General features: G+C 66.0%; 5 protein-coding genes. All 5 read left to right on the top strand.

What is annotated here, in order from left to right:
- Positions 1-202: 202 nt before the first annotated feature.
- The 5 genes from WBV89_RS20350 (at position 203) to WBV89_RS20370 (ending at position 3,619) form a co-directional block, all read left to right on the top strand.
- Positions 203-1,063: a crotonase/enoyl-CoA hydratase family protein gene (locus tag WBV89_RS20350; protein ID WP_423983154.1), complete on the top strand. Its 861-nt coding sequence runs from the start codon at positions 203-205 to the stop codon at positions 1,061-1,063.
- Positions 1,064-1,175: 112 nt separating this feature from the next.
- A complete protein-coding gene (locus WBV89_RS20355; RefSeq protein WP_423983155.1) occupies positions 1,176-1,376 on the top strand; it encodes a hypothetical protein in 201 nt (66 codons plus the stop codon).
- Between the two features lie 19 nt (positions 1,377-1,395).
- The gene (locus WBV89_RS20360; RefSeq protein WP_423983156.1) at positions 1,396-1,830 is read left to right on the top strand and encodes a globin; all 435 of its coding nucleotides are present in this window, start codon (positions 1,396-1,398) and stop codon (positions 1,828-1,830) included.
- A gap of 20 nt (positions 1,831-1,850) precedes the next feature.
- The gene (locus tag WBV89_RS20365) at positions 1,851-2,786 is read left to right on the top strand and encodes an ABC transporter ATP-binding protein (protein ID WP_423983157.1); all 936 of its coding nucleotides are present in this window, start codon (positions 1,851-1,853) and stop codon (positions 2,784-2,786) included.
- On the top strand, positions 2,783-3,619 hold the full coding sequence (locus WBV89_RS20370; RefSeq protein WP_423983158.1) for an ABC transporter permease: 837 nt from the start codon (positions 2,783-2,785) through the stop codon (positions 3,617-3,619). Before WBV89_RS20365 ends, WBV89_RS20370 begins: the two co-directional genes overlap by 4 nt.
- The last annotated feature ends 59 nt before the right edge of the window (positions 3,620-3,678 follow it).

Here is a 3,678-nt window from a genome sequence, read left to right on the forward strand (position 1 = left end):
GGCCAGCGCCGTCGCCGACCTCGAGGCGCTGCTGGCCGCGGCCGGCGAGGTGGGCCCGTTCGTGCTGGCTGAATTTCCGGGTCCGACGATGCCGAACCTGGAACGCCAGACCTGGCTTGTGGGCGACCTGTTCTCGACCCCTTCCAGTATCAGCTGGTGATACGAATCGGGGTCGAGAAGGCTGGTTCTCTAACTTGCTGGGATGGAGTACTCGCAGATCCTGTTCGACGTCAGCGATCACATCGCCACGATCACGCTCAACCGTCCCGACCGACTCAACGCGTTCACGGGCACGATGATGAACGAGTTGATCGCCGCGTTCGACGTCACCGACGCGGACGACGACGTCCGTGCGGTGATCGTCACCGGTGCCGGTCGCGGATTCTGTGCCGGCGCCGATCTCGGCGGCGGGGGGGCGACGTTCGCCAAGGGTGGAAGTGACGTCCAGACCGAGGTCGGTGTGCCCCGCGACGGCGGCGGGCTGGTCAGCCTGCGCATCTACGACTCGAAGAAGCCGGTGATCGGGGCGATCAACGGTGCCGCGGTCGGCGTCGGCGTCACGATGACGCTCCCGATGGACATCCGCCTCGCGAGCGAACATGCCAAGTTCGGTTTCGTGTTCGCCCGTCGTGGAATCGTGCCGGAGGCATGCTCATCGTGGTTCCTCCCGCGACTGGTCGGGATCAGCCAGGCCGCCGAATGGTGCTACTCCGGTCGGGTCTTCCCCGCAGACGAAGCACTGGCCGGAAGGTTGGTCCGCAGCGTCCATGCCGCCGACGACCTGCTCACCGACGCCCGCGCGATCGCGGGGGACATCGCGGAGAACTCCGCACCGGTGTCGGTCGCGCTCACCCGCCAGATGCTGTGGCGGATGCTCGGCGCCGACCACCCGATGGTCGCCCACCGCGCCGACTCGCGCGGGATCGCACTGCGCGGGCCGAGTGATGACGCGCGCGAAGGCGTCGAGAGCTTCCTCGAGAAGCGCCCGGCCGAATACAGCAACCGGGTGAGTGATGAACTCCCCGATCTCTTCCCGGACTGGGAGCAGCCCAGCTTCCGCTGATTTCTTCGCGATCACTGCGATCCGGGAACAACCGTGCCGGGGGTGGCGTTGTAGCGGGATGGACACTTCGGGCGCAGCCGGCGCTCGGGGCACGACGAAGGACACGAAGACCATGACCACATTGCTGCAGGAAACCCTCATCGCCGGAGACGTGATCGAGGTGCGCACGACCGCTGCCCACGACGACGTCTTGACCGTGCTCGTCCTGCTCGCCACCGATGACTTCGTGATTCTCGACCCGTGTGACGATTCGACCCCGTTCGTCGTCCAGCGTGACGAGCTCGTGGAGTATCGCAAGTTCGACGCTTCCTGACCGGCCGTACACTCGCCGCGTGACCGAGGAGACCTCCAGTCTGTATTCGCGGGTCGGAGGCGCCGAGTTCTTCGAACGCCTCGTCGACGCCTTCTACGAGGGCGTGGCCACCGATGCGGTGCTGCTCCCGCTGTATCCCGAGCAGCCCGATCTGACCGGTGCGCGACACCGGTTGACGCTGTTCCTGATCCAGTACTGGGGCGGGCCGACCACCTACATGGACGAACGTGGACACCCGCGTCTGCGGATGCGCCACATGCCATTCCACGTCGGCCCGCTCGAACGTGATCGATGGCTGGTGCACATGGCCGCAGCCGTCGAGGCGACATGCTCCGATCCCGACGTTCCGGCCGAGGTCGCCGGTGAACTGATGGCGTACTTCGCGCCCGCGGCAGAGCATCTCCGCAACGACACCGGCCTGCCGATCTCGTCGTCGCGTCCCGGCGGCGGTTGATCGGGGTACCGTCGACCTCGATGGCTGCGATCGAAGTCCGCGACCTGCACAAGCACTACGGCGACAACCACGCGGTGCGCGGCGTGTCGTTCGACGTGGCGCCCGGCGAGGTGTACGCGCTGTTGGGACCCAACGGTGCCGGAAAGTCGACGGTGGTCGAGATCCTCGAAGGTCACCGCGCCGCCTCATCCGGCGAGGTGTCGGTCCTCGGATTCGACCCGTCGAAGTCCGAACGCGACTTCCGCGACCGCATCGGTGTCGTTCTCCAGAGCTCGGGTGTCGAGAACGAGTTCACGGTTCGCGAGGTGGTCGAGCTCTACGCCAGCGCGTACCGGTCGCGGCGCTCGACCGACGAGGTGCTCGGTCTCACCGGTCTCGACGCGAAGGCCGACGAACGCGTGGGATCTCTGTCCGGTGGTCAGCGGCGACGTGTCGACCTGGCGCTCGGAATCGTCGGCTCGCCCGACGTGTTGTTCCTCGACGAGCCGACGACCGGGTTCGACCCGTCCGCACGCCGCTTGTCGTGGGACCTGATCGAACAACTCGGAGCGGACGGGACCACCGTGTTGCTCACGACGCACTACCTCGACGAAGCCGAACACCTCGCCGATCGGGTCGGTGTGCTCGGAGCGGGAACGATGATCGCCGAAGACACTCCGTCGGCGTTGATCGACGGGATCAGCGGAACGATCGTCAGCTTCCACCTCCCCGACACGATTCAGACCTCCGATGCCGTGGGGCTGTTCGCCGACGTGATGGGTGAGTCGGTGCGCCTGTCCGGTCGATTGATCGAGGCCACGGTGGAGCACTCGACGCGGGTCGTGCATCGCCTCACCGGATGGGCGGTCGAGCAGGACATCGAACTGCAGGGCCTGAAGGTCACGCGAGCGTCGCTCGAGGACGTCTACCTCCAGCTCACCTCGTCCGCCGATCAGGAAACGCCGGGTCTGTCGTGAACGCCTACCCGTCGGCGGTCTCGCTCATCGTCCGCCAGATCCGCTACCAGATCACCTACTTCTTCCGCATCCCGGTCGCGCTGTTCTTCACGTTGATCCTGCCGATCGTGATGCTCGTGCTGTTCAACGCGATCTTCGGTGACAACACGGTCACGATCGAGGGTGGAGAGTGGCCGATCCGCCAGTTCTACACCGGCGGCCTCGCCGCCTACACCGCGGTGTCGGCCACGTACAGCAACATCGGCAACATGGTGCCGATCCGTCGCGACGAGGGAATCCTCAAACGTTGGCGGAGCACCCCGCTCCCGACGTGGACGTATCTGTTCGGACTGATCGGGGCCTCGATCATCATCGCGATCGCCGGAACGGTGCTGCTCGTCGTGATGGGAACAGCGTTCTACGACCTCCACATCGAGTGGAACAAGATGCCGGCCGCATTCGTGACGTTGATGGTCGGTGTGGCGTCGTTCGCGGCGCTCGGAATGGCACTGGTGTCGGTCATCAAGTCGGCATCGTCGTCGGCTGCCGTCGTGAACGCGACGATCCTGCCGCTCGCATTCATCTCCGACGTGTTCGTGGCCACCGATGACGACGGGTGGCTCTCGACGATCGCGAATCTCTTCCCGCTCAAGCCGTTCGTCAACGCGTTCCAGGACTGTTTCAACCCGTTCGTCGATGGCTCGGGGTTCGCTGCGGGAAAGTTGGCGTTCGTTGCCGCCTGGGGCGTGGCCGGTGCATTGATCGCCGTGAAGCGTTTCACGTGGGAGCCGTCGGGCGCCGCTCCACGCCGTGGCCGCCGGGCCCGGCAGGCTGCCGCCGACGCCACCGCCTGACCGACGCCACCCCACCGTCAGGGGTTCTCGTGAACTTCTGCGGCGCTCCGTGCGCGAAC

This window comes from Ilumatobacter sp., assembly GCF_049588435.1.
Lineage (GTDB): Bacteria > Actinomycetota > Acidimicrobiia > Acidimicrobiales > Ilumatobacteraceae > Ilumatobacter_A.